Here is a 24,571-nt window from a genome sequence, read left to right as displayed (position 1 = left end):
CGCTCCGCATAGTGTCTCATCGCAACGGCGGATCGGGCCAGGGAGATACGTCACAGGCGATATGCGGCTTGGGTCCGGAAAGGAGGGGCACCCCGAGGGCGCCGGGCTACAGCGCGGCGCCGAGGAGCATGCCGAGCCCGTACGTGACGGCCGCGGCGGCGCCGCCGAGGGCGAGCTGGCGCGCACCGCTGGAGAACCAGCCGCGGGCCGTCACCCGGGCCACCAGGGCGCCGCAGGCGAAGAGCCCGAGGAGGGCGAGCAGCACGGCCGGCCAGAGGGCGGTCGCCCCGAGCAGGTACGGCAGGACGGGCAGCAGCGCGCCGAGCGCGAACGAGCCGAACGACGAGACCGCGGCGACCGCCGGCGACGGCAGGTCGTCCGGGTCGATGCCGAGCTCCTCGCGGGCGTGGATCTCCAGGGCCTGCTCGGGGTCCTTCGAGAGCTGCATCGCCACCTCGCGGGCGAGGGCGGGCTCGACGCCCCGGGAGACGTAGAGCGCGGCGAGCTCCTCCATCTCGTCGACGGGGTGCTTGCGCAACTGGCTTCGCTCGACCTCCAGTTCCGCCTGGACGAGTTCGCGCTGCGAGGCGACGGAGGTGTACTCGCCCGCGGCCATGGAGAAGGCGCCGGCGGCCAGACCCGCGAGGCCGGTGACGGCGACGACGCCGGAGGAGACCGCGCCGCCGGCGACGCCGGTCATCAGGGCGAGGTTGGAGACGAGTCCGTCCATCGCGCCGAAGACCGCCGGACGTAGCCAACCGCCGTTCACGTCGCGGTGCGTGTGGTTGTCGCGGTGGGCCTCGTGCAGCGGTGCCTGCGCTTCGACGACGGACATGGTGCTCCCCTCTTCACGGCGGGCCGGGACGTGCCCGCCTCCCTCTCAACTACCCTCGAAAATACGCTCGATGTAAGGGTCTCGCCAGCAAGGCAGGCCGTACTTACCAAGGCTCGCCTCACCGGCGGTCCGGCTTCTGGCTGGGTGTCAGGCGGGTGACAGAGACGTTTCTGCGTCGCGTTCCCGGGCGGTGGTGGCACAGATCCAGGCAACGGGGCGCCGCCGGTGCGCCTCCCCGAGGAAGGAGCCGCCGCACATGGGCACCACCACGGCATGCGACACCCGCGAACGGGCGAGGGGGGCGCTCCTCGGCCTCGCCGTCGGCGACGCGCTCGGCGCGCCCGCCGAGAACATGCGGCCCTCCGAGATCCGGCGCCGCTGGGGCCGGATCGAGGGCTTCGTGACGGAGAGCCCGGCGGGCACGGACGACACCGAGTACGCCGTCTTCTCGGGGCTGCTGCTCGCCCGGCACGGCTCGGCCCTCACCGTCCGGCACGTCGAGCGGGCCTGGCACCGCTGGATCGCCGACCTCGACGAGGGCCCCTTCCGGGGCGCGGGCTTCTCGGAGCGGGGCACCCTGGAGAACCTCCGGCGCGGGCTCGCGGCGCCGATCTCCGCGCAGCACCGGCACGCCTGGAGCGACGGCCTCGCGATGCGCGCGGCGCCGTTCGGGGTGTTCGCCGCCGGGCGCCCGGCGGAGGCGGCCCGGCTCGTCGCGATCGACGGCAGCGTCAGCCACGAGGGCGAGGGCATCTACGGCGGCCAGGCGGTCGCGGCGGGGGTCGCGGCGGCGATGGCGGGGGCTAACGTGACGTCGGTGATCGCGGCGGCGCTCTCCGCCGTCCCGATGGGCTCGTGGACGGCCCGCTCGCTGCGCCGCGCGGTCGTGGCGGCCCAGCGGGTCCAGCCGGACCCGCTCGTCCGCGAACGCCAGGTCCGCTCGGCGGTCGTCGTCGGCGGCTACCCGTGGACGGACCTGGCGCCGGAGGCGGTGGGCCTGGCGTTCGGCGCCTTCGCGGCGGCGCGCGGGGACTTCCGCACGGCCGTCCTGACCGCCGTCAACATGGGCCGCGACGCCGACACCACGGCGGCGGTCGCGGGCGCCCTGGCGGGCGCGATGTCGGGCGTCCGGTCGATCCCGGCGGAGTGGGCCACCGCCATCGCCCCGGTCACCGGAAGCTGCCTGCCCTCCATGCGCGGCTACCACGTCCTGGACATCGCGGACCTGCTGACCCCGGAGGAGGCGGCGTGAACGGGGAGAGGACGGATCCGCCGGGGACGGGGACGCTTGCGGACAGCGGTACGGGGACGGGGACGGCCACCGGTACGACCACGGGCATGTCCACGGGGACGGCCACGGGCACGTCCACGGGCACGTCCACGGGCACGTCCACGGGCATGTCCACGGGTACGACCACGGGGGCGGGCCCGCTCGCACCGGCCCCCACCGCGAACAGCACCCCGGGACCGGACACCCCTCTCGCGGGCGGCACCGCGCCGGGGGCGGGCATCGCCGCCATCCCCATGGGCGGCACCGCGCCAGGAGGCGGCACCGGCACCGTCACCACCCCCGTGGGCAGTAGCCCCGTCGGGTACGGGGGTCCCCCCTCCGGAGGAAGCTGGGCACAGGCCCCGGTGCGGGGCACCGGCCTGCTGAGCGGGGCCCCCGTGGACCCCGCGGCACCCCCGGTGCGGGACGCGCACGACCGGCCCCCGGTGCCGGCCGACCGGACCGGGACGCCGACCGCCGAGGTCCAGCCGCCGATCACCCAGGCCCAGCCGCCGACCGCCCAGGTCACCGCGAGCCGCGACGCGATCGAAGGCCTGCTCCTCGGGCTCGCCGCGGGCGACGCCGCCGGGTGGCCCGCCGCCCGGCACCGGGCCGCCCGGATGCCCGAGTGGACCCGTCGCCTCACCCGGGAGCTCGACACCTTCGCGGAGCAGAACGCGACGACCACCCTCCCCGTGCCCATCGCCCTCAACCAGCCGCCCGAGCCCCTCCTGCTCGGCCCCTCCGACGACGCCGAATGGGCGGTCTTCACCGCCGAGGCGATCCTCGCCTCGGCCTCCCCCGCCCTCGCCGGGCTGCCTCCGGAGCGCCGGCTCCGCGCCGCCGTCGACCTCGCCTGGAACGCCCTCGCCGGCCAGGTCGCGGCCGCCGCCGACCGCGCCCCCGAGGTCGAGTCCGCCGTCCTGCCCCTCCGCGCCCGGATCTCCGTCCGCGCCGGTCTCGGCAACCTCGCCACCGGTCTGCGCCCGCCCGCGACGGGGCACGACAACCCGCACTACTTCGACGACGCCGCCTGCGTGCGGGCCGCCGTCCTGGCCCTCGTCCACCCGGGCGATCCGCGCGCCGCCGCCGAACTCGCGGAGTTCGACGCCCGGTACACCCAGGACGGCGACGGCGTCCACGGCGCCCGCGCGACGGCGGCGGCGGTCGCCGCGGCCCTCGGCGGGGCGACCGCCGAGGAGGCCGTCGGGGCGGCGCTCGCCGAACTCCCGCCCGCCACCGAGATCGGCCGCAACGCCCGGCAGGCCATGGAGCTGGCCCGGACCGCCGGCTCGGCTTTCGAGCTGGTCCCGCTCCTGGAGCACCGGATCGTGGACCACGTCTACAGCTACGGCGTCGCCGCCGCCGAGACCGTCCCGGTCGCCCTGGCCCTCGCCCTCGCCGCCCGGGGCGAGATGACGGCCGCGGTGCCGGCCGCCGCCTGCCTCTCCCGGGTCGCCGACTCGGCCCCGGCGCTCGCGGGCGCCCTCACCGGGGCGCTCGGCGGCGGCCGTTCGGTCCCGGCGACCTGGCGCGAGGCCTGCCGGACCCTCGCGGGCTGCGCGCTGCCCCGGCTCGCGGGGACGGACCTGGTGGAACTCGCCGGGCTGCTCGGAGCCACGGAACCGGCCGCCCCAGGTGGACAATTCCGACATGGAACCCACTCTGGACGTGCCCACCCCGGCTGTACGCACACCGAACACGCCGACCGCACCGACCGCACCGGGCCTTCCCACCCTGGATGACCGGATCACCGGCAGTCTCCTCGGGGCCGCCGTCGGCGACGCGCTCGGCGGCCCCGTCGAGGGCTACACCCCCGAGCAGATCCTGGAGCGCCACGGCGGCCGCGTCACCGGGATCGTCGGCCCCTGGAACGGCGACGCCTGGCGCACCGCCCGCCCCATCGCCCCTTACCACAAGGGCGACGGGCACGTCACCGACGACACCTTGATGACCCACACCCTGATCCGGGTGTACGAGAAGGTCCGCGGCCACCTCGACGCCTACGCCGTCGCGGACCACCTCGTCCCCGAGCTCATGAACTCCCCCGTCTGGATCCCGGAGCTGGAGGCGGAGGCACTGCCGCTCCAGCGGATCTTCCTCGCCGAGAAGTGGATCGTGACCCGGCTCCACTACGGCCACGTGGACCCCCGCGAGGCCGGCAGCGGCAACATCGTCAACTGCGGCGCCGCGATGTACATGGCGCCGGTCGGGCTCGTCAACGCCGCCAACCCCCGGGCCGCCTACGCCGAGGCCCTCGACCTGGCGGGCGCGCACCAGTCCTCGTACGGGCGGGAGGCGGCCGGCGTGTTCGCGGCGGCGGTGGCGGCGGCCTGCGTGCCGGGCGCGACGCCGGCCTCGGTCGTGGACGCGGCCCTGTCCCTGGCGAAGGACGGCACGGAGGCGGCGATCGAGGCGGTGGCCGAGGCGGCCGCCCGCCACACGGACTTCGAGACCGCCCTCGCTCCCCTGCGCGGCGCGGTCGCCCCCTTCGACACGGTCGGCCCCGACTACCGCGCGCCGTCCCTCGGCGCCCGGCGGCCCTCCCGGCTCCACGCCATCGAGGAGCTGCCGATCGCCCTGGGGATGCTGCTCGTCGGCGGGGGAGACTTCCGGCGCACGGTCCTGGGGGCGGTCAACTACGGCCGGGACTGCGACTCGATCGCCACGATGGCGGGCGCGATCGTGGGCGCGCTGCACGGCGAGGCGGCCGTGCCCGCCGACTGGGCGAAGCGGGTGGCGGAGGCGAGCCGCCTCGACCTGCACGCCCCGGCGCGGGCCCTGGCCGGGGTCGCCCGCGAGGTCTTCGCGCGGGACGCGGAGGCGCGCCGGGCCCACGAGTCGGCGTTCGCCGCGCTGACGGGCGAGGACCGGTGAACCTCCGTCTGACCTGGGTGCAGCCGGAGGACCTGGTGGGCCACGAGCTCCGGCAGGCGGCGGAGGACGGCCGCGACGCCCGCGCCCCGGCGGCCCGCTGGGCGGCGGCGGGCGGGCCGCCCGCCCCGGAGGCGGCCGGCGCCTCCGAAACCCCCCGCCCGGACCTCCGCCTCCTGGCGGAAGAACTCCTGGACGCCCTGGCCGCCCTCCCGAACCCCCTCGCGGAACACGAGCCGACCGCCCTGCCGGACATCCTGGCCCTGACCGCCACCCCCGCCGGACGCCCCCGCGGCGAAGCCGCGGACGGGCCGGCTCCGGTCCCGGGCTTCCCGTACGGCGGCCACCGGGCCCCGGCCCCGCGCCCGGTGCCGGACGTCTCCCCGCGCCCGCGCGAAGCGCCGGAACCCCGGGAGCACGGCGGCCACGAGGGCACGGTCTCCCGGCCCGACGGACTCCCCGGGCGCGGGCACGCCCCCGCGCCACCGGACACGAGGAGCCGGGCCGCGCACGACCCCGACCTCCTCCCCCGTCTGCACGCCGCCTGGCTCGGCCGGGCCGTCGGCTGCCTGCTCGGCAAGCCCGTCGAGAAGCTCCCCCTCCCCGCGATCCGCGCCCTCGCCCGCGCCACCGGCAACTGGCCCCTCACCACCTGGTTCACCGCCCGGGGCGTCCCTCCCGACCTGCTCGCCGCGCACCCCTGGAACCGGCGCTCCGCCGCCACCTCCCTCGCCGAGAACATCGACGGCATGCCCGAGGACGACGACCTCAACTACCCCCTCCTGAACCTCCTCCTGCTCCAGCGGCACGGCCGCGGCTTCACCACCGCCGACGTCGCCCGCCTCTGGCTCGACGAGCTTCCCGCCGGCCGCACCTTCACGGCCGAGCGCATCGCCTACCGCAACCTCCTCGACGGGGTCGAACCCCCGCTGACCGCCGTCCGCCGCAACCCCTTCCGCGAGTGGATCGGCGCCCAGATCCGGGCCGACGCGCACGGCTGGACCCATCCGGGCGACCCGGTCGCCGCCGCCGCGCAGGCGCACCGGGACGCGGTGCTCACCCACACCGCCAACGGCGTGTACGGCGCCATGTTCGTCGCCGCCACCGTCGCCGCCGCCGCGTCCGGCACCGCCGACGTCCACCGGGCGCTCGCCGCCGGACTCGCCGTGGTCCCGCCCCGCTCCCGCCTGGCACGGGCGGTCCGCCGGGGCATCGCGCTCGCCCGCGCCCACGCAGGCTTCGACGCCGTCGTGGACCGGCTGCACGCCGAACTCGGCGGGTACCACTGGGTGCATGCCGTCCCCAACGCCGCCCTGCTCGCCGCCGCCCTCACCCACGCCGACGGCGACTTCTCCCGCTCCGTCTGCGCGGCGGTCTCGGGCGGCTGGGACACCGACTCCAACGGCGCCACCGCCGGTTCGGTCGCCGGGCTGCTCGCCGGACACCCCGACCGGCTGCCCGAGCACTGGACCTCCCCCCTCAAGAACCGCCTCGCGACCTCGGTCCCGTCCTTCGACGGCATCGGGTTCGACACCCTGGCCGAACTGACACACCTGGAGGCAGTACGCCCATGACCAGCATCGTCGTGCTCGGCAGCACGAACATGGACCTCGTCACCTACGTACCGAGGGCCCCGGCCCTCGGCGAGACCGTCACCGGCCGCTCCTTCCGCACGATCCCCGGCGGCAAGGGCGCCAACCAGGCCGTCGCCGCCGCCCGCGCCGGCGCCGAGGTCGCCATGATCGGGGCGGTCGGCACGGACGGCTTCGGCACGCGGCTCCGGGCCACCCTGGAGCACTGCGCGGTGGAGACCGATCTGCTGCGCACCGTCGAGGGCCCCTCGGGGACCGCCCACATCGTCGTGGACGACGAGGGCGGCAACGCGATCGTCGTCGTCCCCGGCGCCAACGGCACCGTCACCTCCCTCACCCACGGCGACGAGGCCCTCATCGGCACCGCCGACACCCTGCTCCTCCAGCTCGAACTCCCCCTCCCCGTCGTCGTCGAGGGCGCCACGGCCGCCCGCCGGCGCGGCGTCCGCACCCTCCTCACCCCCTCCCCCGCACGGCCGCTCCCGCCCGAACTCCTCGCCGTCACCGACCTGCTGGTGCCGAACGAGCACGAGGCCGCCGCGCTCACCGGTCTCGCCGATCCCCGCGCCGCCGCCGAGGCCCTGCTCCGGGACGTCCCCGAGGTGGTCGTCACCCTGGGCGCGGCCGGCAGCCTGTACGCGGCGCGCGGCGCCGAGCCGGTCGCCGTGCCCGCCCGCCGGGTCCGGGCCGTGGACACCACCAGCGCCGGCGACACCTTCGTCGGCGCCCTCGCGGTCGCCCTCGGCGAGGGCCGTCCCGCCCCGGAGGCGATCCTCTGGGCGCAGACCGCCGCCGCGCTCTCCGTCCGGCGCGAGGGCGCGTCGACCTCGATGCCGTACCGCGTCGACATCGAAGCGGCCTTCCGCTCCCCCGAGACCCTGGAGGCCGATCCCGTATGACGACCCTTCCCGCACCGGACGGCACACCGGCCGACGGCGCCGCCGCACCCGCAGGCCCCGTCCCTCCCCTCCACGGACTGCGCGTCCTGGACCTCGCGACCCTCTTCGCCGGGCCGCTCGCCGCCATGATGCTGGGCGACTTCGGCGCCGACGTCGTCAAGGTCGAGCACCCCCGCAAGCCCGACCCGTCCCGCGGCCACGGCCCCGCCAAGGACGGCATCGGCCTGTGGTGGAAGGTCCTCGGCCGCAACAAGCGGACGATCACCCTCGACCTGTCCGCGCCGGGCGGCCGCGACACCCTCCTCGCACTCGCCGCCGACGCCGACGTGATCGTGGAGAACTTCCGGCCCGGCACCCTGGAGCGCTGGGGCCTGGGCTGGGAGGAGCTCTCCGCCGCCAACCCGCGTCTGGTCCTGGCCCGGGTCACCGGCTTCGGCCAGTTCGGCCCGTACTCCCACCGTCCCGGCTTCGGGACCCTCGCCGAGGCGATGAGCGGCTTCGCCGCCATCACCGGCGAGCCCGACGGCCCGCCGACCCTGCCCCCCTTCGGCCTGGCCGACTCGATCGCCGCCCTGGCCACCGCGTACGCCGTGATGACGGCGCTCACCGCCAGGACGACGACCGGCCGCGGCCAGGTCGTCGACATGGCGATCATCGAACCGATGCTCTCCGTCATCGGACCCCACCCCCTCTGGTACGACCAGCTCGGATACGTCCAGCCCCGCACCGGCAACCGCTCCCGCAACAACGCCCCGCGCAACACCTACCGGACCGCCGACGGCTCCTGGGTGGCCGTCTCCACCTCCGCGCAGTCGATCGCGGAACGGGTCCTGAACCTCGTCGGCCGCCCGGAGCTGATCGACGAGCCGTGGTTCGCCGACGGCGCGGGCCGGGCCGCGCACGCGGACGTCCTGGACGAGGCGGTCGGCTCGTGGATCGCCCGCCACACCCGCGACGAGGCCATGGCGGCCTTCGAGAAGGCGGAGGCGGCCATCGCCCCCGTCTACGACGTCCGGGACGTCCTCGACGACCCGCAGTACCAGGCACTCGGCACCGTCACCGAGGTGACGGACCCCGAGCTGGGGCCGATCCGGATGCAGAACGTCCTCTTCCGGCTCTCCGAGACGCCCGGCGCCATCCGCTGGCCCGGCCGCCCGCACGGCGCCGACACCGCCGCCGTCCTCTCCGAGCTGGGCCTCAGCCCCGCCGAGATCGGCGCCCTCCGCGAGCAGGGGGCGGTATGAGCGGACCGCACGGCGTCCGGAACCTGGGCCGGGTCAGCGGCCCCCGCGAGCGGACCGACGCGCCCGTCGCGAGCGGCACCGCCGGACCGCACACCCCGCTCACCTGGCTGTACGCGCCCGGCGACCGGCCCGAGGTCGTCCGCAAGGCGCTGGCCTCCGGCGCCGACGTCATCATCGTCGATCTGGAGGACGCGGTCGCCCCCGACCGCAAGGCGTACGCCCTGGACGCCACGGCCGATCTCCTCGCGGACGTCCACCCCGTCCCGGTCCACGTCCGGGTCCACACCCCGCTCGACATCCCCGTCCTGACCCCCCTCCCCGGCCTCTGCGGTCTCCGTGTACCCAAGGTGACACACGCCACTGACATCCACCGGATCGCCGGTCTCGCCCCGGGCCTCCCGCTCTACCCGCTCCTGGAGAGCGCCCTCGCCGTGGAGAACGCGTACGCCGTCGCCTCCGCCCACCCCGCCGTGCGCGGCATCGCGCTCGGCGAGGCCGACCTCCGCTCCGACCTGGGGGTGCGGGAGGACGGCGGGCTCGACTGGTCGCGCGGCCGGCTGGTGGTCGCGGCCCGCGCGGCCGCCCTGCCGCCGCCGGCCCAGTCGGTCCACCCCCACGTCCGCGACCTGGAGGGGCTGGCCGCCGACTGCGCCCGGGGCCGGGCGATGGGCTTCCTGGGCCGGGCGGCCATCCATCCCCGCCAGCTCCCGGTCATCGAGCGCGCCTACCTCCCCACCCCGGAGGAGGTCGACGCGGCCCGGGAGATCGTCGCCGCGACCGGGCAGGGCGCGCTGGCCCTCCCGGACGGCCGCTTCGTGGACGCGGCGGTGGTGGAGGGCGCCCACCGGGTCCTCGCCCTCGCCGCGCGGGCCGGGTGACCCGTACCCCCGTACGCGGAAGGGCCGCCGGAACCTTTCGGCTCCGGCGGCCCTTCCTGTCCGCGTGGGTGAGAGGTCAGCTCTTCCCGGCTCCGTGCTCCACGTCCTTGCCGAGGTCGACGGCGCCGGAGGGGGCGTCCGGCTTCGCGTCGCCGTCCGCGTCCGTCTCCGCGTCCTCGTCGGACTCGCCCCTGTCGGACTCCTCGGCCTTCCCGGACCCTTCCGGCGTCTTCTCCGCCTTCGGCTCCACGATCTCCTCGCGTCCCGGCCGGACCCGCGACGAGACCACGATGTAGACCACCGCGAGGAGGAAGACGACGATGGCCGTCCACACGTTCAGGCGCAGGCCGAGCACGTGGTGCGCCTCGTCGACGCGCATGTACTCGATCCAGCCGCGGCCCGCGCAGTACGCGGCGACGTAGAGCGCGAAGGCGCGTCCGTGGCCGAGCTTGAAGCGGCGGTCGGCCCAGACGACGAGGAGGGCGACGCCGACGCACCAGAGCGACTCGTACAGGAAGGTCGGGTGGTAGGTCCCGGCCTCGCGGTTCGGGCCCTCGCTGATCTTCAGGGCCCAGGGCAGGTCGGTCGCCCGGCCGTACAGCTCCTGGTTGAACCAGTTGCCCCAGCGGCCGATGGCCTGGGCGAGGGCGATGCCGGGCGCGATGGCGTCGGCGTACGCGGGGAGCGGGATGCCCCGGCGGCGGCAGCCGATCCAGGCGCCCACCGCACCGAGCGCGATGGCGCCCCAGATGCCGAGGCCGCCCTCCCAGATCTTGAAGGCGTCGACCCAGTTCTCACCCTCGCTGAAGTACAGCTGGTAGTCGGTGATCACGTGGTAGAGGCGTCCGCCGACGAGGCCGAAGGGCACCGCCCAGACGGCGATGTCGGCCACGGTGCCGGCGGTGCCGCCCCGGGCGATCCAGCGCTTGTTGCCGTACCAGACGGCGACGAAGACACCGATGATGATGCAGAAGGCATAGCCGCGCAGCGGGATCGGTCCGAGGTGGATCACGCCGGTCGACGGGCTGGGAATGTAGGCAAGGTCCATGGCAGGTCCGACGCTACCCTGCCGGGCGGGCGGGACGGCAGCCCGCCCGGCAACGTCTGGGTAACTAACCCCGGCGGACGGACCCGTCCGGGGGGCCGTTCAGCCGGCCGACGGGGAGGCCGTGCCGGGCTTCTTGCCCTTGTTGGCCTCGGCGACCCACTTCTTCAGGTTCTCCGGGGAGAGCTGCTCGTTCCCCTTGGTCGGGAAGATCGACTCGCCGTTGAGCAGGACGGTCGGGGTGCCGCGGAAGCCGCCCTTCTGGAAGGCCTCGTTGGACTTCACGACCCAGCTGTCGTGCGTGCCGTCCTCCACGCAGCTCCGGAACTCCGGCGTGTCGAGGCCGGGCACCTTCGCCGCCAGCTCGATCAGCTTCTTGTTGTCGCCGAAGGCGTCGTCCGTCTCCTGCGGCTGGTTGATGTAGAGCGTGTCGTGGTACGGGGTGAACTTCCCGGCGTCCTGGGCGCACGCGGCGGCGTTCGCCGCGCGCAGCGAGCCGCTGCCGCCCATGTTCCCGTCGATGAGGGTGGCGAGGTGGTACTCAGTCCTGAGCTGCCCCGAGGCCTCCAGCTCGTGGATGGAGTTCCGCATCACGTTCTCGAACTGGGCGCACGCCGGGCAGCGGAAGTCCTCCCAGATCTGGAGGGTGGCGGGGGCGTCCGGCCGGCCGGTGGGGATGGCGGGCTTGTCGCCCTCGACCGAGGTCGACGGCGCGACCACCGGCCCCGCCTTGTCGGATCCGCCCCCCTTGTCGGCGTTCGCGGCGATCACGCCGACGACCGCGGCCAGGGCGAGGACGCCGACCACCGCCGACGACACGATCAGGACGCGCCGCTGCCTGTCACGGGCCTTGTCGCGCTCGCGCTGCTGCTGAAGGCGCTCCCGCGCCCCCCGGTTACCGTCACCACGGTTGTTCTGGCTCACGTCCCGGACAACGAACCGGGGAGGCACGTGCGCGCCTCCCCGGTCCCAGATCCACCCGGACGGGTTACGGATTCCGGCGGACGCCCTCGGCGAGTTCGGCCGCCAGTTCCCTTACGGCGGCGAGTCCGGCGGCCTCGTCGCCCTCGGCGTCGAGGATCCGCTTGACGAAGGCGGAGCCGACGATGACGCCGTCGGAGAAGGCGGCGACCTCCTTGGCCTGGACGGCGTTCGAGACGCCGAGGCCGACGCAGACGGGGAGGGTGCGGCCGGGCTCGACGGTGGCGCGGGTGCGGCGGACGAGATCGGCCGCCTGCTCGCCGACGGACTCGCGGGTGCCGGTGACGCCCATGAGCGAGGCGGCGTAGACGAAGCCGGACCCGGCGGCCGTGATGGTGGCGAGGCGCTCGTCCCGGCTGCTGGGCGCGACGACGAAGACGGTCGCGAGACCGTGCTTGTCGGCGTGCTCGCGCCAGAGCGCGGACTCCTGGACCGGCAGGTCGGGCAGGATGCAGCCCGCGCCGCCGGCCGCGGCGAGCTCCTCGGTGAAGCGCTCGACGCCGTAGCGGTCGATCGGGTTCCAGTACGTCATGACGAGGACCGGCTTGCCGGTGGCCTCGTGGGCCTCGCGGACCGTGCGCATGACGTCGGCGATCCGGACGCCGCCGCGCAGGGCGATGTCGTCGGCGGTCTGGATGACCGGGCCGTCGAGGACGGGGTCGCTGTGCGGGAGGCCGACCTCGACGATATCGGCGCCGCCGTCGAAGACGGCCTTGACGGCCGCGATGCCGCCGTCGACGGTCGGGAAGCCGGCCGGCAGGTAGGCGATGAGCGCGGCCCGGTTCTCGGCCTTCGCGGCGGCGAGGGTGTCGCTCAGCAGGTCGATGTTGCCGCTCACTTGGCGTCCCCCTCGATCTCGGCGGTGTCGTCGGCGCCGGCGTCCGCGGCGACCTCGGCGTCGGTGTCGTACAGGCCGAAGTAGCGAGCGGCGGTGTCCATGTCCTTGTCGCCGCGCCCGGAGAGGTTGACCACGAGGAGGCCCTCGGGGCCCAGCTCCCTGCCGACCTCGATCGCCCCGGCGAGGGCGTGCGCCGACTCGATGGCCGGGATGATGCCCTCGGTGCGGGAGAGCAGGCTCAGGGCCTGCATGGCGGCGTCGTCGGTGACGGCCCGGTACTCGCCGCGGCCGCTGTCCTTGAGGTGGGCGTGCTCGGGGCCGATGCCGGGGTAGTCCAGGCCGGCCGAGATCGAGTACGGCTCGGTGATCTGGCCCTCGTCGTCCTGGAGGACGTACGACCGCGAGCCGTGCAGGATGCCGGGCTCGCCGGCGGTGAGGGTGGCCGCGTGCTCACCGGTCTCGACGCCGTGGCCGGCCGGCTCGCAGCCGATCAGGCGCACGCCGGCGTCGGGGACGAAGGCGTGGAAGAGGCCGATGGCGTTGGAGCCGCCGCCGACGCAGGCGATCGCCGCGTCGGGGAGGCGCCCGGCGCGCTCCAGGATCTGGCGGCGGGCCTCGACGCCGATGACGCGGTGGAAGTCGCGGACCATGGCGGGGAAGGGGTGCGGGCCCGCGACGGTGCCGAAGAGGTAGTGCGTGCGGTCGACGTTGGCGACCCAGTCGCGGAAGGCCTCGTTGATGGCGTCCTTGAGGGTGCGGCTGCCGGACTTCACGGCGACGACCTCGGCGCCGAGCATCCGCATCCGGGCGACGTTCAGCGCCTGGCGCTGGGTGTCGATCTCGCCCATGTAGACGGTGCAGTCGAGGCCGAAGAGGGCGCAGGCGGTGGCGGTGGCGACGCCGTGCTGTCCGGCGCCGGTCTCCGCGATGACCCGGGTCTTGCCCATGCGCTTGGTCAGGAGGGCCTGGCCGAGCACGTTGTTGATCTTGTGCGAGCCGGTGTGGTTGAGGTCCTCGCGCTTGAGGAAGATCCGGGCGCCGCCGGCGTGCTCGGCGAACCGGGGCACCTCGGTGAGGGCGCTCGGGCGGCCCGTGTAGTTCACCATCAGGTCGTTGAGCTCGCGGGCGAACTCGGGGTCGGTCTTGGCCTTGTCGTACTCGACGGCGACCTCGTCCACGGCGGCGACGAGGGCCTCCGGGATGAACTTGCCGCCGTAGGCGCCGAAGTAGCCCTCGGCGGTGGGGACCTGACCGTCCGGGTCGGGAATGAAGAACTCGCTGGACATGCGGTTGCTCCTCGCGGGGCGGTGCCCCGGGGTTACGTGTGGGTGATGGTCACGGTATGCGCGCGCCACTCGGGTACGGCGTTGCCGCCGCCGGTGCGGTTGCCGTTGCCGTTGCCGTTGCCGTTGCCAGTGCAGTCGCCGGTGCGGTTGCCGTCGCCGGTGCGGCTGCCGTCGCCGAGCACCGGTTACGGGCCTCCGCGCCCCGCCCGTGCGGACGGCGCCCTCGGCGGGCGTCTCCGCTCCCTGTCCTGCCCGCACCATCGGCGCGGCGCACGACAGGGCGCGGGTCGGAGCACGGGAGCCCGGGCCCGGCAAGGGCGCCGTCCCGTTCCGCCCCAGCGGAACGAATGCCCGCAACGGGCGGGACGGGGGCCCGCACGAGGCGGAGGCCCGGACGGGCGAGGGGCGGCGGCGAGGCGGCCCTGCGGCTAGGCGCTGACGTCGTGCGTGAAGACGCGCGCGAGGCGCGGGCGCCATCGCATGCCGTTGACCTGGCCGGGCTCGTCGCCGATCACGTACCGCACCCGGCGGCCGAGGACCCGCCGGGCGGGCGCGCGGCAGCCGCGCGGGCGGCAGCCCCGGGCCAGGGGGGCGTGCGCGGGGACGGGGGCCGCGGCGGTACGGAGCCGGCCGCGGCGCCCGGGTGCCGACGGCACGGCGACGCTCCCCCGGGCGGGGCCCGGAGGGGTCGGCGTGTCGCGGCGGGGGGTCATGGTCCGGTCAGCTCCGCCCGTGGCGGAGGGCCGGGTGGGCGCCGGCGGCGACCAGGTCGGCGACGGCGGCCTTCGGGTCGCGGCCGGTCACCAGGGACTCGCCCACGAGGACCGCGTCGGCGCCCGCGTTGGCGTACGCGATGAGGTCGTGCGGGCCGCGGACGCCGGACTCGGCGACCTTGACGATGTGCGCCGGGATCTCGGGCGCGACGCGCTCGAAGGTGGAGCGGTCGACCTTGAGGGTCTTGAGGTTGCGGGCGTTGACGCCGATGATCCGGGCGCCCGCGTCGACCGCGCGCTCGACCTCGTCCTCGTCGTGCACCTCGACCAGCGGGGTGAGCCCGATGGACTCGGCCCGCTCGATGAGGGAGACGAGTGCCTCCTGCTCCAGGGCGGCGACGATGAGGAGCGCGAGGTCCGCCCCGTACGCCCTGGCCTCCCAGAGCTGGTACGCGGTGACGATGAAGTCCTTGCGCAGGACCGGGATGTCGACCTTGGCGCGGACGGCCTCCAGGTCCGCGAGGGAGCCGCCGAAGCGGCGCTCCTCGGTGAGGACCGAGATGACGGCCGCGCCGCCCGCCTCGTAGTCCGCGGCGAGTCCGGCCGGGTCGGCGATCGCGGCGAGCGCGCCCTTGGACGGGCTGGAGCGCTTGACCTCGCAGATCACCTTGACGCCTTCGCCGCGCAGTGCGGCGACGCCGTCCTTGGCCTGCGGCGCCTTGGCGGCGCGCTCCTTGAGCTCGTCGAGGGTGACCCGCGCCTGCCGCTCTGCGAGGTCGGCGCGCACGCCTTCGATGATCTCGTCGAGCACACTCACGCGAGGGGCCCCCTTCCGGGACGGTGATGATGAACCAGGTTCAGCCATATCGATCCTATCCGCAGGACGGCCCCGGAATCGCATCGGCCGGAGCGGCGTCCCATCTGCTGGGACGTCCCGCCGGGGTCGCGGCGGGTCCTCACGGGGCCAGCGCGGAGCCGAAGGGAAGGTTTCTGACCAGGGTGAAGAGGGCGAGGACGGCCCCGATCCCCCACCACCAGTTCGGTGGGACCGCGAGGCGCAGCGGCACACCCCGACAGGCGCGAACCAGCCACAGGACGGCGACGACGGCGAACACGCCGTAGCCGACGACGGCGAGGGCATTGGCGCCGAGGGCGGCCGGGAGGTCGCCGTGGGCGAAGGCGTGGGCGCTGCGGAGCCCGCCGCAGCCGGGGCAGTACACGCCGGTGAAGCGGAGCAGCGGGCAGACGGGGTAGTGCCCGGGTTCGTTGGGGTCGACGGTCCCGACGTACGCGAACGCCGCGACGACCCCGGCGACCGCGCCCACGGGCGCGAGCAGGCGCCGGGCGCGCGATCGGGGCGGGGCGGGGGGCGCGGGGGGCCCGGGCCAGGGAGTGCTACCGGGCGGGGGTTCCCACGACGGTTCCGGGCGGGCGCCCGTGGCGTCCGGGGACGGGGCCGGATCCGGGGCAGCCAGGTCCCCGGCCGACGGGGTCGGGACATTCGGGTCCGTCCGTTCCGCCGACCGGGTGCGGTGGGCGGTGTCGGTCGCGGGTTCGGGCGTCGGGTGCGGGTCCACGCGGTGATTCTCGCCCCTCACGCGCGAGGGCGCAGCCCGACCCCTCGCGCGAGCCCGGTCGGCCCTCGCCTGCCCGCGGGCCCGGCCCTCTCCCCCCGCGAACCCGGCCCGGGCCCCTCCACGCGCGAGGGCGCGGTCCGGCGATGCCGGGCCGCGCCCTCGGGTGCGTGGGGTCGCGTCAGGAGCGGGCCCGCGCGGTCGTGGTCGCGGCCTCGCGGGCGGCGACGACGTCGGCCGACTGCTTCGGCATGCCGAGGCCCGCCACCTTCATCGCCCCGCCGACGACGCCGCCGACGAGGACCACGGCGATGCCCGCCCAGAAACCGGGCACGTTGGCGGCCACCATGAAGACCCCGGCGATGCAGAAGCCGATGAAGGAGATGATGACACCGGTCCAGGCGGCCGGGGTGTGTCCGTGGGCGCTGCCCGCCATGAGTTGCTCCTCGTTGCTGTTGCTCGATGGTGAGGTCACGCGTGCGCGGACGCTCGGCGCCCATTGTCCCGCACGCGGGCGCGCGAGGATGAATCGGGGGTACCGGGACGATCACGCGTCGCGGTCGGTGCCCCGGTCCGTCAGCCCCGGGTGGGGTCCTCGCCGCGGTCCAGGGCCTTCCACAGGTCCTCGGGCCGGTCGGGGTCGGTCGTGGGGGCCTTGCGGGCGGCGCGCGGGGCGCCGGTGCGCTCGTAGCGGCCGCCCATGGCCGGCCAGTTCTTGCCGAAGCGGAGCGCGAAGAGGCCGGCGAGCAGGATGAGGACGGCGCCGACGGCGGTCACGTACGGCCAGACGGTGTGGGTCAGACCGGCGACGGCGGCGGCCGTGTCGCCGCTGATCCGGGCGGCCTCGGCGTCCAGGGCGGTGCGGTCGGAGGCGCCGAGGACCGCGGCGAGCGCGGCGCCCGCGCCGCTGAGCGCGAGGACCGCGGCGACCAGGGCGCGGCCGGTGCGGCGGACGGCGAAGACGGCGAAGAGCGCGGCGAGGCCGACGATCGCGAGGGCGGTCGGCACTCCGGTGACGGTGCCGCCGTCGGCCTCGACGGGGACGCTGCCGCCGCCGACGGCCGCGGTGCCCTCCGCCCAGATCTGACCGGCGGAGAGCAGGACGACGGTGGCGCCGAGGGCGCCGAGGAGGAGGGCCGCGGCCAGGCTGCGACGGCCACCGGCGGGGGCGGCCGCGCGGGCGGCCCGGGGCTGGGGTACGGGTACGGCACTCACGTACCCCACTATCCCCTACGTCCTCAGGAGGCGTTCATCCGGTTGGCGGTGTGGACGGCGCGGAGCACGGCCGCCGCCTTGTTGCGGCACTCGTCGTCCTCGGCCACCGGATCGGAGTCGGCGACGACACCCGCTCCGGCCTGCACGTACGCGGTGCCGTCGCGGAGCAGGGCCGTACGGATGGCGATGGCGGTGTCCGCGTCGCCGGCGAAATCGAGATAACCGACACATCCGCCGTACAGGCCGCGCCGGGAGGGTTCGAGCTCCTCGATGATCTGCATGGCGCGGGGCTTGGGGGCGCCGGAGAGGGTGCCGGCGGGGAAGCAGGCGGTGAGGACGTCGAAGGCGGTGCGGCCCTCCGCGACCCGGCCGGTCACGGTGGAGACGATGTGCATGACGTGGGAGTACCGCTCGATCGACATGAAGTCGACGACCTCCACGGAGCCGGGCGCGCAGACCCGGCCGAGGTCGTTGCGGCCGAGGTCGACGAGCATGAGGTGCTCGGCGCGCTCCTTGGGGTCGGCGAGCAGCTCCTCGGCGAGGTCGTGGTCCTCCTGCGGGGTGGCGCCGCGGTGCCGGGTGCCGGCGATGGGGTGCAGGAGCGCCTGCCCGTCCTCGACCTTGACGAGGGCCTCGGGGCTGGATCCGACGACGTCGAAGCCGTTCTCGAAGCGGAACAGGTACATGTACGGGGACGGGTTGGTGGCCCGCAGGACCCGGTAGACGTCGAGCGCGGAGGCGATGCAGGGGGTCTCGAACCGCTGCGAGGGCACGACCTGGAAGGCCTCGCCGGCCCGGATGCGCTCCTTCACGTCCTCGACGGCCTCCTGGTACGCCCGGCCGCCCCAGAGGGCCGAGTACGCGGGGAGCTCGGAGGCGGGCAGGGCGGTGGGGGCGGTGGCGACCGGGCGGGCCAGGTCGGCCTCCATCGCGTCGAGGCGGGCGACGGCGTGCGCGTACGCCTCGTCGACGCCGGTCTCCAGGTCGTTGTGGTTGATCGCGTTGGCGATCAGGAGGACCGAGCCGTCCCAGTGGTCCAGGACCGCGAGGTCGCTGGTGAGGAGCATGGTGAGCTCGGGGAGCTCCAGGTCGTCCCGGCCGTGCTCGCCGATCCGCTCCAGGCGGCGGACGATGTCGTAGCCGAGGTAGCCGACCATGCCGCCGGTGAAGGGCGGCATGCCGGACGCCAGGTCGCGGGGGGTGTGGAGGGTCTCGACGGTGGCGCGCAGGGCCTGGAGGGGGTCGCCGTCGACGGGGACGCCGACGGGCGGGGTGCCGAGCCAGTGGGCCTCGCCGTCCCTGACCGTCAGCGTGGCGTCGCTGCGGACCCCGATGAAGGAGTAGCGGGACCAGCTGCGGCCGTTCTCCGCGGATTCGAGGAGGAAGGTGCCGGGGCGTTCGGCGGCGAGCTTGCGGTAGAGCCCGACCGGGGTGTCGCCGTCCGCGAGGAGCCTGCGGCTGACGGGGATGACGCGGCGGTCGGCCGCCAGCTTGCGGAAGGTGTCGAGATCCATGGGACCGGACCTTACTGGGATACGGGGAGCACGTCGGCGTCGAAGCAGGTGCGGGCGCCGGTGTGGCAGGCGGCCCCGACCTGGTCGACCTTGACGAGGAGGGTGTCGGCGTCGCAGTCGAGGGCGACGGACTTGACGTGCTGGACGTGGCCGGAGGTGTCGCCCTTGACCCAGTACTCGTTCCGGCTGCGGGACCAGTAGGTGCAGCGTCCGGTGGTGAGGGTGCGGTGCAGGGCCTCGTCGTCCATCCAGCCGAGCATCAGCACCTCGCCGGTGTCGTACTGCTGGGCGATGGCGGGGACGAGCCCGTCCGGGCTGCGCTTGAGCCGGGCGGAGATCGCCGGGTCGAGATTGCTGCTCATGGCGCCATTGTGCCGCGCCCGGGGACGGTGCCCGGCGGGGCGTCCACTGGGCGGACCGTCGGCGTCCGCCGTACGCTGGCGGACATGTCGACCCATGCCAAACGTGAACGGCTTCTGCTGGCTGACCTGTTGGAAGCGGCCGGTCCGGACGCGCCGACGCTCTGCGAGGGCTGGCGGACGCGGGACCTCGCGGCCCATGTGGTGGTGCGGGAGCGGCGCCCGGACGCGGCGGCCGGCTCGCTCGTGCCTGCGCTCAAGGACCGGCAGGACCGGGTGCAGGCGGAGTTCGCCGACCGGCCGTACGACGAGCTGATCCGGCTGATCCGCACGGGCCCGCCGAAGTTCTCGCCGTTCACGATCAAGCAGGTGGACGAGGGGGCGAACGTCGTCGAGTTCTACGTGCACGCGGAGGACGTGCGGCGGGCCCAGCCCCACTGGTCGGCCCGCGAGCTGGACCCGGTCTTCGCGGACGCCCTCTGGTCGCGCCTGGAGCGCTCGGCCCGGCTCCTGGGCCGCAAGGTCCCGGTGGGCCTGGTGCTGCGCCGCCCGGACGGGCAGACGGTGGTCGCCCACAAGGGCACCCCGGTGGTGACGGCCTCCGGGGAGCCGGGCGAGCTGACGATGTACCTGTACGGGCGGCAGGACGCGGCGAAGGTGGCGCTCGACGGGGAGCCGCAGGCGATCGAGCGGCTGCGGGAGACGAAGCAGCTGGGGTTCTAGGGCCTGTCCGGGGGCCGGTGCCGGTCTGAAAGCTCAGCGGCCCGGTGTCCGGTGCCGCTCCGGCGGCCCGGCCGCCCGCGTCACTTCGGCAGTTCGGCGTGGCGCAGGGCCGGGACCAGGAGGCCGTACGCGCCCGCCAGGGCGCAGACGGCGGCGCTGGCGACGAAGACCGGGCCGGTGCCCCACAGGCCGATCGCGGCGCCCGTGAGCGGGAAGCTCAGCGGGGCGAGGCCCAGGCTGCACAGGCTCGCGACGGCGGAGACGCGGCCGAGGTACGCGGGGTCGCACTCGGTCTGGAGGAGGGCGCCGGCCAGGGTGCCGGAGAGTCCGGCGAGCAGGCCGACGGAGAGCGCGAGGAGCACGGCGAGGGGCAGCAGCGGGGCGTGGGCGAGCGCGCCGACCGAGACGGCGCCGAGGGCCATCGTCCAGCCGAGGACGGCTCCGGCGCGCGGGACCCGGCCCTTGACGCCGAGCAGCAGCGAGGAGGCCGCCGCGCCCGTGCCGAAGCCGGCGAGGATCCAGCCGATGCCGGAGGCGCCCCAGCCGCGCTGGTCGGAGAGGAGCGCGAGGCCGACGTTGAGCGGGCCGACGAAGCCGAGGTCGCTGAGGGCGATGACGATCATGAGGGGGCCGAGGACCCGGTGGCCGCGCAGGTAGCGCAGTCCGTCGGCGAGGTCGCCGAGGGCGGTGTTCCTCGGGGCCGCCTCCGTCCCGGCCCCGGCGGGCAGCGGGCGCAGGCGCAGGCCGAGCAGCAGGGGCAGGGAGAGCGCGAAGAGCAGTCCGGCGACCGCGAACGCGACGCCCGGTCCGCCGAGGGCGACCGCGAGGCCGCCGAGCGGGGCGCCGAGGACGGCTCCGGCGCGCTGGCCGAGGCCGCGCATGCCCTGGACGCGGGCGAGCTGGTCGCGGGCGGCTATCCGGGGCGGCAGGGCGCCGACGGCGGGCATGAAGAGGGCGTCGAGGACGCCGAAGACCAGGGCGACGGCGGCGAGCGTCCAGAGGGCGGGCGCGGTGGCCAGGACGAGCGCGGCCAGGGCCAGGACGACGAGGCAGCGGACGGCGTCGGAGGCGATGACGACCCGGCGGGGGCCGAAGCGGTCGGCGATCACTCCCCCGCCGAGCATGAGGAGGGCGCGGGGCACGGCGGAGACGGCCAGGACGAGTCCGGCCTCCGCCGGGGTGCCGCCGCGGACGGCGGCCCAGGAGAGGGCGAGGTGGTATACGCCGTCGCCGAGGGTGGAGGCGGTGTAGGCGCCGAGCCAGCGCAGGACCCGGGGGTCGCGGTGGGCGGGCCGCGACGGGGCGGCGGCGAGGACGGCGGCGCTCATGCGCGGTAGGGGAAGGCGTGGATGTGGACGGCGGTGTTCTCGCGCCCCTCGGTGTCGCCAGCCTCTTCGGCGGCGCGGGCCCGCCGGTCGTACTTCTGGACGACGGCGTCCAGTTCGGCGGTGAGCGCGGCGAGTTCGGGGGCGGTGAGGCGGGGCAGCCACTCGGAGGCGGTGGAGGCGGCGCGCCACTCGGCCGACCAGGTGGACCGCTCGTCGAGGAAGCGGGCGTGCATCGCGCCGCGCTGCTCCTCGACCGTACGGCTGAAGGCGGCGTTCGCCGCGACGAGTTCGGGGGCGTCGCGCATGTCCTCGTCGTGGATGCTGAAGCCGTAGGAGCTGGGCTGCCACCAGCGTTCGCGGCCGTCCGTGGACCGGGCCTCGGCCTCTTCGATGAGGCCGTGGTCGGCGAGCTTGCGCAGGTGGTAGCTGACGAGGGAGACGGCTTCGTCGACCTGCTCGGCGAGCTGGGAGGCGGTGGCGGTGCGGGCGGTGAAGAGGGCGCGGTAGAGGCGCATCCGCAGCGGGTGCGAGACGGCCTTGAGGGTGCCGAGGTCGGTGATCCGGCGGTTCTCTGGCGAGGTCATGTCCACGACCCTAGGTACGAAAGAAAAGTTGCGCAACTAAAATTGCGAAATAAATGTTGCACGTCCGGGTGTGAAGAAGGGCCCCCGAGGGGGCCCTTCCGGAAAGCGGAACCGGGTCTCAGCGGACCTCGTGGCCCGCTTCCCGCAGCGTCTCCTTGACCTGGCCGATCCGCAGGTCGCCGAAGTGGAAGACGGAGGCCGCGAGCACCGCGTCCGCGCCCGCCGCGACGGCCGGCGGGAAGTCGGAGAGCTTCCCCGCACCGCCGGAGGCGATCACCGGCACGGTCACGTGCTTGCGCACGGCCGCGATCATCTCGGTGTCGTAGCCGTCCTTCGTGCCGTCCGCGTCCATCGAGTTGAGCAGGATCTCGCCCGCGCCGAGGTCGGCGGCGCGGTGCGCCCACTCGACGGCGTCGATGCCGGTGCCCTTGCGGCCGCCGTGCGTGGTGACCTCGAAGGAGCCCGTCCCGGTACGGCGCGCGTCCACGGACAGGACGAGCACCTGGCGGCCGAAGCGCTCCGCGATCTCCCGGATCAGCTCCGGGCGCGCGATGGCCGCGGTGTTCACGCCGACCTTGTCGGCGCCGGCCCGCAGCAGCCTGTCGACGTCCTCCGCCGACCGCACGCCGCCGCCGACCGTGAGCGGGATGAAGACCTGCTCGGCGGTGCGGCGCACCACGTCGTAGGTGGTCTCCCGGTTGCCGGAGGAGGCGGTGATGTCGAGGAAGGTCAGCTCGTCGGCGCCCTCGGCGTCGTACAGCTTCGCCATCTCGACGGGGTCGCCCGCGTCCCGCAGGTTCTGGAAGTTGACGCCCTTGACGACCCGGCCGTTGTCGACGTCCAGGCAGGGGATCACGCGTACGGCGAGGCTCACGCGTCCTCACCCCGGTAGGCCTCGACCTCGACCTCGACGACCAGGCTGGGGTCGACGAAGCCGGAGACGATGATCATCGTGGCGGCCGGGCGGACGGCGTCGAACAGCTCCTTGTGGGCGCGGCCGACCTCGTCCACGTCCCGGGCGTGGGTGAGGTACATCCGGGTGCGGACGACGTGCTCCGGGCCCAGGCCCAGCTGCTTCAGCGCCTCGAAGGCGACGTTGAAGGAGTTGACCGTCTGCTCGTGCGGGCCGCCGCCGGCGATCTGGCCGCCGACCACCGACGTGCAGCCGGAGACCAGGACCGTGCCGTTCGACAGCTCGACCGCGCGGGAGTAGCCGAACTGCTCCTCCCAGGGGGCGCCGGTGACGACCTTGCGGACCCCGGAGGTCACGACGCCACCGCCGCGAGCGCCTCTTCGAGGGTGAAGGCCTTGGCGTAGAGCGCCTTGCCGACGATCGCGCCCTCGACGCCCAGCGGGACCAGGCCGGACAGGGCCCGCAGGTCGTCCAGGGAGGAGACGCCGCCGGAGGCGACGACGGGCTTGTCGGTGGCCGCGCAGACGTTCTTCAGGAGCTCCAGGTTGGGGCCCTGGAGGGTGCCGTCCTTGGCGATGTCGGTGACGACGTAGCGGGCGCAGCCCTCGGAGTCGAGGCGGGCCAGCGTCTCGTACAGGTCGCCGCCGTCGCGGGTCCATCCCCGGCCGCGCAGGGTGGTGCCGCGCACGTCGAGGCCGACGGCGATCTTGTCGCCGTACTCGGCGATGACCTTGGCGACCCACTCGGGGGTCTCCAGGGCGGCGGTGCCGAGGTTGACGCGGGTGCAGCCGGTGGCGAGGGCGGCGGCGAGCGAGGCGTCGTCGCGGATGCCGCCGGAGAGCTCGACCTTGATGTCCATGGCCTTCGCCACCTCGGCGATCAGCTCGCGGTTGTCGCCGGTGCCGAAGGCCGCGTCGAGGTCGACCAGGTGCAGCCACTCGGCGCCGGAGCTCTGCCAGGCGAGGGCCGCTTCGAGCGGGGAGCCGTAGGAGGTCTCGGTGCCGGACTCGCCGTGGACGAGGCGGACGGCCTGGCCGTCGCGGACGTCGACGGCGGGGAGGAGTTCAAGCGTGCTGCTCACAGGGTTCCGATCCAGTTGGTGAGGAGCTGGGCTCCGGCGTCGCCGGACTTCTCGGGGTGGAACTGGGTGGCCCACAGGGCGCCGTTCTCGACGGCCGCGACGAAGGGCTCGCCGTGGGTGGTCCAGCTGACCTTGGGGGCGCGGATGTGCGGGTTGCCGATCTCCATGGACCACTCGCGCACGCCGTAGGAGTGCACGAAGTAGTAGCGGGCGTCGGCGTCGAGCCCGGCGAACAGCTCGCTGTCGGCGGGGGCGTCGACGGTGTTCCAGCCCATGTGGGGGACGACGGGGGCGTTCAGCGGCTCGACCGTGCCGGGCCACTCGTCGAGGCCCTCGGTCTCCACGCCGTGCTCGATGCCCTGGGCGAAGAGGATCTGCATGCCGACGCAGATGCCCATGACGGGCCGGCCGCCGGCGAGGCGGCGGCCGACGATCCAGTCGCCGCGGGCCTCCTTGAGCCCCCGCATGCAGGCGGAGAAGGCACCGACGCCGGGGACGAGGAGTCCGTCGGCGTTCATGGCGCGCTCGTAGTCGCGGGTGATCTCGACGTCGGCGCCGACCCGGGCGAGGGCGCGCTCGGCGGAGCGCACGTTGCCGAAGCCGTAGTCGAAGACGACGACCTTCTTGGGGCTCCCCTTGGCGGGGCTCGCGGACGCGCTCATGACCACACGTCCAGACGGAGCACGCCGGCGGCGAGGCACATCGCGGCGCCGAGGGAGAGCAGCACGATGACGCCCTTGGGCATCTGCTGCTTGGAGAAGGAGTAGATGCCGCCGAGCAGGAACAGCCCGACGACGATCAGGACGGTGGAGAGGCCGTTCACGA

The 24,571-nt window shown here is 74.9% G+C and carries 28 protein-coding genes; 8 read left to right on the top strand and 20 right to left on the bottom strand.

Annotated features, from left to right (window positions below; genetic code table 11):
- Nucleotides 1-106: 106 nt before the first annotated feature.
- Entirely contained in the window at nucleotides 107-835 is a 729-nt protein-coding gene (locus tag AB0398_RS19305) for a VIT1/CCC1 transporter family protein (RefSeq protein WP_366376584.1), read from the bottom strand.
- A gap of 256 nt (nucleotides 836-1,091) precedes the next feature.
- Here AB0398_RS19305 and AB0398_RS19300 point away from each other — a divergent pair, with 256 nt between their 5' ends.
- The 7 genes from AB0398_RS19300 (at nucleotide 1,092) to AB0398_RS19270 (ending at nucleotide 9,592) form a co-directional block, all read left to right on the top strand.
- The gene (locus tag AB0398_RS19300; protein ID WP_366376583.1) at nucleotides 1,092-2,087 is read left to right on the top strand and encodes an ADP-ribosylglycohydrolase family protein; all 996 of its coding nucleotides are present in this window, start codon (nucleotides 1,092-1,094) and stop codon (nucleotides 2,085-2,087) included.
- 512 nt (nucleotides 2,088-2,599) lie between these two features.
- The gene (locus AB0398_RS19295; RefSeq protein ID WP_366376912.1) at nucleotides 2,600-3,850 is read left to right on the top strand and encodes an ADP-ribosylglycohydrolase family protein; all 1,251 of its coding nucleotides are present in this window, start codon (nucleotides 2,600-2,602) and stop codon (nucleotides 3,848-3,850) included.
- Nucleotides 3,759-4,982 (top strand): ADP-ribosylglycohydrolase family protein, encoded by a 1,224-nt coding sequence (locus AB0398_RS19290; RefSeq protein ID WP_366376581.1) that lies wholly within the window; start codon nucleotides 3,759-3,761, stop codon nucleotides 4,980-4,982. The genes AB0398_RS19295 and AB0398_RS19290 overlap by 92 nt, the downstream gene beginning before the upstream one ends.
- Entirely contained in the window at nucleotides 4,979-6,553 is a 1,575-nt protein-coding gene (locus AB0398_RS19285) for an ADP-ribosylglycohydrolase family protein (RefSeq protein ID WP_366376579.1), read from the top strand. Before AB0398_RS19290 ends, AB0398_RS19285 begins: the two co-directional genes overlap by 4 nt.
- Nucleotides 6,550-7,470, top strand: coding sequence for a ribokinase (rbsK, locus tag AB0398_RS19280; RefSeq protein WP_366376577.1), 921 nt, complete (start codon nucleotides 6,550-6,552; stop codon nucleotides 7,468-7,470). The genes AB0398_RS19285 and rbsK overlap by 4 nt, the downstream gene beginning before the upstream one ends.
- Nucleotides 7,467-8,714, top strand: coding sequence for a CoA transferase (locus AB0398_RS19275; RefSeq protein ID WP_366376576.1), 1,248 nt, complete (start codon nucleotides 7,467-7,469; stop codon nucleotides 8,712-8,714). The genes rbsK and AB0398_RS19275 overlap by 4 nt, the downstream gene beginning before the upstream one ends.
- Nucleotides 8,711-9,592 (top strand): CoA ester lyase, encoded by an 882-nt coding sequence (locus AB0398_RS19270; protein ID WP_366376574.1) that lies wholly within the window; start codon nucleotides 8,711-8,713, stop codon nucleotides 9,590-9,592. Before AB0398_RS19275 ends, AB0398_RS19270 begins: the two co-directional genes overlap by 4 nt.
- Before the next feature lie 76 nt (nucleotides 9,593-9,668).
- Here AB0398_RS19270 and lgt read toward each other — a convergent pair whose 3' ends face one another.
- The 12 genes from lgt to hisI form a co-directional block, all read right to left on the bottom strand.
- Nucleotides 9,669-10,640: a prolipoprotein diacylglyceryl transferase gene (gene lgt, locus AB0398_RS19265; RefSeq protein WP_366376572.1), complete on the bottom strand. Its 972-nt coding sequence runs from the start codon at nucleotides 10,638-10,640 to the stop codon at nucleotides 9,669-9,671.
- A 99-nt stretch (nucleotides 10,641-10,739) separates the two neighbouring features.
- Nucleotides 10,740-11,561, bottom strand: a complete 822-nt coding sequence (locus tag AB0398_RS19260) for a thioredoxin domain-containing protein (protein WP_366376571.1) — start codon at nucleotides 11,559-11,561, stop codon at nucleotides 10,740-10,742.
- A gap of 64 nt (nucleotides 11,562-11,625) precedes the next feature.
- Complete coding sequence (gene trpA, locus AB0398_RS19255; protein WP_366376569.1) at nucleotides 11,626-12,456, bottom strand: tryptophan synthase subunit alpha; 831 nt, start codon at nucleotides 12,454-12,456, stop codon at nucleotides 11,626-11,628.
- Entirely contained in the window at nucleotides 12,453-13,742 is a 1,290-nt protein-coding gene (gene trpB, locus AB0398_RS19250; RefSeq protein ID WP_366376567.1) for a tryptophan synthase subunit beta, read from the bottom strand. Before trpB ends, trpA begins: the two co-directional genes overlap by 4 nt.
- A gap of 32 nt (nucleotides 13,743-13,774) precedes the next feature.
- Nucleotides 13,775-13,924: a hypothetical protein gene (locus tag AB0398_RS19245; RefSeq protein WP_366376565.1), complete on the bottom strand. Its 150-nt coding sequence runs from the start codon at nucleotides 13,922-13,924 to the stop codon at nucleotides 13,775-13,777.
- Nucleotides 13,925-14,170: 246 nt separating this feature from the next.
- The gene (locus AB0398_RS19240) at nucleotides 14,171-14,398 is read right to left on the bottom strand and encodes a tryptophan synthase subunit(beta) (protein WP_366376564.1); all 228 of its coding nucleotides are present in this window, start codon (nucleotides 14,396-14,398) and stop codon (nucleotides 14,171-14,173) included.
- 64 nt (nucleotides 14,399-14,462) lie between these two features.
- Entirely contained in the window at nucleotides 14,463-15,272 is an 810-nt protein-coding gene (trpC, locus tag AB0398_RS19235) for an indole-3-glycerol phosphate synthase TrpC (protein WP_366376563.1), read from the bottom strand.
- 139 nt (nucleotides 15,273-15,411) lie between these two features.
- Nucleotides 15,412-15,792 carry a DUF2752 domain-containing protein gene (locus AB0398_RS19230; protein WP_366376910.1) on the bottom strand — a complete coding sequence of 127 codons (381 nt, stop codon included), beginning with the start codon at nucleotides 15,790-15,792 and terminating at the stop codon, nucleotides 15,412-15,414.
- Between the two features lie 418 nt (nucleotides 15,793-16,210).
- Nucleotides 16,211-16,465, bottom strand: coding sequence for an HGxxPAAW family protein (locus AB0398_RS19225; protein WP_366376561.1), 255 nt, complete (start codon nucleotides 16,463-16,465; stop codon nucleotides 16,211-16,213).
- 140 nt (nucleotides 16,466-16,605) lie between these two features.
- A complete protein-coding gene (locus tag AB0398_RS19220) occupies nucleotides 16,606-17,253 on the bottom strand; it encodes a TIGR02234 family membrane protein (RefSeq protein ID WP_366376559.1) in 648 nt (215 codons plus the stop codon).
- Between the two features lie 14 nt (nucleotides 17,254-17,267).
- The gene (locus AB0398_RS19215) at nucleotides 17,268-18,758 is read right to left on the bottom strand and encodes an anthranilate synthase component I (RefSeq protein ID WP_366376558.1); all 1,491 of its coding nucleotides are present in this window, start codon (nucleotides 18,756-18,758) and stop codon (nucleotides 17,268-17,270) included.
- Between the two features lie 11 nt (nucleotides 18,759-18,769).
- Complete coding sequence (gene hisI / locus AB0398_RS19210) at nucleotides 18,770-19,120, bottom strand: phosphoribosyl-AMP cyclohydrolase (protein WP_366376556.1); 351 nt, start codon at nucleotides 19,118-19,120, stop codon at nucleotides 18,770-18,772.
- An 84-nt stretch (nucleotides 19,121-19,204) separates the two neighbouring features.
- Between hisI and AB0398_RS19205 the strand changes: the two genes are divergently transcribed.
- Nucleotides 19,205-19,840 carry a TIGR03085 family metal-binding protein gene (locus AB0398_RS19205; RefSeq protein ID WP_366376554.1) on the top strand — a complete coding sequence of 212 codons (636 nt, stop codon included), beginning with the start codon at nucleotides 19,205-19,207 and terminating at the stop codon, nucleotides 19,838-19,840.
- A gap of 80 nt (nucleotides 19,841-19,920) precedes the next feature.
- On the opposite strand, the gene AB0398_RS19200 is transcribed toward AB0398_RS19205, so the two are convergent.
- The 7 genes from AB0398_RS19200 to AB0398_RS19170 form a co-directional block, all read right to left on the bottom strand.
- Nucleotides 19,921-21,168 carry an MFS transporter gene (locus AB0398_RS19200; RefSeq protein WP_366376553.1) on the bottom strand — a complete coding sequence of 416 codons (1,248 nt, stop codon included), beginning with the start codon at nucleotides 21,166-21,168 and terminating at the stop codon, nucleotides 19,921-19,923.
- A complete protein-coding gene (locus AB0398_RS19195; RefSeq protein ID WP_366376551.1) occupies nucleotides 21,165-21,752 on the bottom strand; it encodes a helix-turn-helix domain-containing protein in 588 nt (195 codons plus the stop codon). Before AB0398_RS19195 ends, AB0398_RS19200 begins: the two co-directional genes overlap by 4 nt.
- A 118-nt stretch (nucleotides 21,753-21,870) precedes the next feature.
- Complete coding sequence (hisF, locus tag AB0398_RS19190) at nucleotides 21,871-22,626, bottom strand: imidazole glycerol phosphate synthase subunit HisF (protein ID WP_366376549.1); 756 nt, start codon at nucleotides 22,624-22,626, stop codon at nucleotides 21,871-21,873.
- Complete coding sequence (locus tag AB0398_RS19185; protein ID WP_366376547.1) at nucleotides 22,623-23,021, bottom strand: RidA family protein; 399 nt, start codon at nucleotides 23,019-23,021, stop codon at nucleotides 22,623-22,625. Before AB0398_RS19185 ends, hisF begins: the two co-directional genes overlap by 4 nt.
- Entirely contained in the window at nucleotides 23,018-23,746 is a 729-nt protein-coding gene (priA, locus tag AB0398_RS19180) for a bifunctional 1-(5-phosphoribosyl)-5-((5-phosphoribosylamino)methylideneamino)imidazole-4-carboxamide isomerase/phosphoribosylanthranilate isomerase PriA (protein ID WP_366376546.1), read from the bottom strand. The genes AB0398_RS19185 and priA overlap by 4 nt, the downstream gene beginning before the upstream one ends.
- A complete protein-coding gene (gene hisH / locus AB0398_RS19175; protein ID WP_366376544.1) occupies nucleotides 23,743-24,408 on the bottom strand; it encodes an imidazole glycerol phosphate synthase subunit HisH in 666 nt (221 codons plus the stop codon). The genes priA and hisH overlap by 4 nt, the downstream gene beginning before the upstream one ends.
- A complete protein-coding gene (locus AB0398_RS19170; protein ID WP_366376542.1) occupies nucleotides 24,405-24,569 on the bottom strand; it encodes a hypothetical protein in 165 nt (54 codons plus the stop codon). Before AB0398_RS19170 ends, hisH begins: the two co-directional genes overlap by 4 nt.
- Nucleotides 24,570-24,571: the final 2 nt, after the last annotated feature.

The organism is Streptomyces sp. NPDC086147 (genome assembly GCF_040702165.1).
Lineage (GTDB): Bacteria > Actinomycetota > Actinomycetes > Streptomycetales > Streptomycetaceae > Streptomyces.
The sequence above is the reverse complement of the archived record's forward strand: the minus strand, read 5'-3'. Positions and strand labels throughout refer to the sequence as shown.